This window comes from Sporolactobacillus kofuensis (genome assembly GCF_024125425.1).
Lineage (GTDB): Bacteria > Bacillota > Bacilli > Bacillales > Sporolactobacillaceae > Sporolactobacillus > Sporolactobacillus kofuensis.
This window is the reverse complement of sequence record NZ_JAMXWN010000037.1, coordinates 1-1,469: the sequence shown is the minus strand read 5'-3', so window position 1 is coordinate 1,469 and position 1,469 is coordinate 1. Positions and strand designations below refer to the sequence as shown.

Genomic DNA, 1,469 nt, shown 5'->3' with positions numbered 1-1,469 from the left:
TAATCTGGTACCCATGTCAAGGACACATTAAAAAAAGAGATTAAGCCGAGAGAAGATGATTCCTATATTGAATAGGGGTCATCTTTTTTAGATTCCACTGATAGCGATAATTATTATAGTAAACCATATAGTGAGTGATTTTCGCTTTAAGTTCTTCGAATGTTTCACAGGATTGATAATCGACTTCATCTTTTAAATGACCAAAGAAAGACTCTTGTGGGGCATTATCCCAACAGTTTCCTCGTCGAGACATGGACTGGTCAAGACCATAACTTTTTAATAATTCTTGGTATTTAGGGCTGGTATAATGGCTGCCTTGATCCGAGTGAATAAGCGCCTCTGGATGTAGTATAATCTTCTTGTTTTTGACTAATTTCTTAATGGTCTGGGTTACGATGTCCAGAGTAATGCGATCAGAAACATGATAGGCGAGAAGCTCATTCGTAGAGGCATCTTTTACAGCCGACAGATAAGCCATACAATTTCCGTTGTACGGCAAATAAGTAATGTCTGTTAATAATACTTTTCCAGGGACTCCTTGCTTAAACGCTCTGTTCAATTTGTTTGGAACAACTCGATGTTCTTTGGTGGCTTTAGCCATCTTTTTATAAGGATTGGCTTTTCGATGAGGGCAAACGATTCCGTACTTTCTCATGATTCTCTGTATCTTTTTACGACTAAAGATCAAGTTGAATTCATTTTCCATGATCATTTTTATGGAACGTGAGCCCTTCTTATATCCACGACGATTAAATGCCTTCACTATGACTTCTTTCGCATCTAAGTCTGATCGTTCTCTTGCTTTGCGGAGGGTGGAAGACCTTAGGTAGCTATAGTATCCAGAACGGGACACTTCGAGAAGATCACAAAAATACTTGGTCATTCGTATGAATTGATTCTTCTCAATGGTTTCATCAATCAGTTGATATACTTTACTTGTGCTTAAACCCTTGCTTGCGATGACCAGCCTTCTTTCTGTCACTTCTAATTTTTTTAATAGTTCCACCTGCCCTTCGAGCAGCTTAATTCTTGCCTGCTGTCTTTTAATGACTTCAGATGGTGTCAGTTCTCGTTTGAGAGGTCTGCCAGAAGCCGTTTTCCGTGAATCTGTAAGCCCAATTAAACCGTTTTTATCATATGCTTTCTTCCATCGATAAGCGGCTTGTTCAATTCTCTTCATTCCGATAATACTCATATCGAAACCGTTCTCAATAAAAATTTGTTTCGGAAGTTTACCCGCCAGATACTCATCAATGAATCTATTTTTAAAGGCGTCCGTATAGGTAATCGCTCGTTCGCTAACACTTTGGACATTCGGATTGTTTTGAAGCATTTTTATCTCTTTGGTTGAAAATATAATTTTACTCATGATATCCTCTTTCCTCACAGCATTGAAATTCAAGTATATAAAAAAATACCTGTAGATAAAACACTCTTTTTCAAGTGTCCTAACTACAGGTACCATTTTA

1 protein-coding gene is annotated in these 1,469 nt (G+C 37.7%); it reads right to left on the bottom strand.

The window, feature by feature from the left end:
* Window positions 1-40 precede the first annotated feature (40 nt).
* On the bottom strand, window positions 41-1,369 hold the full coding sequence (locus NIE32_RS14115) for an IS3 family transposase (RefSeq protein ID WP_253077507.1): 1,329 nt from the start codon (window positions 1,367-1,369) through the stop codon (window positions 41-43).
* Window positions 1,370-1,469 lie beyond the last annotated feature (100 nt).

Bases quoted from the DNA above. Each gene is read 5' to 3' on its own strand.
- NIE32_RS14115 (WP_253077507.1), bottom strand. From the start codon at position 1,369: ATGAGTAAAATTATATTTTCAACCAAAGAGATAAAAATGCTTCAAAAC.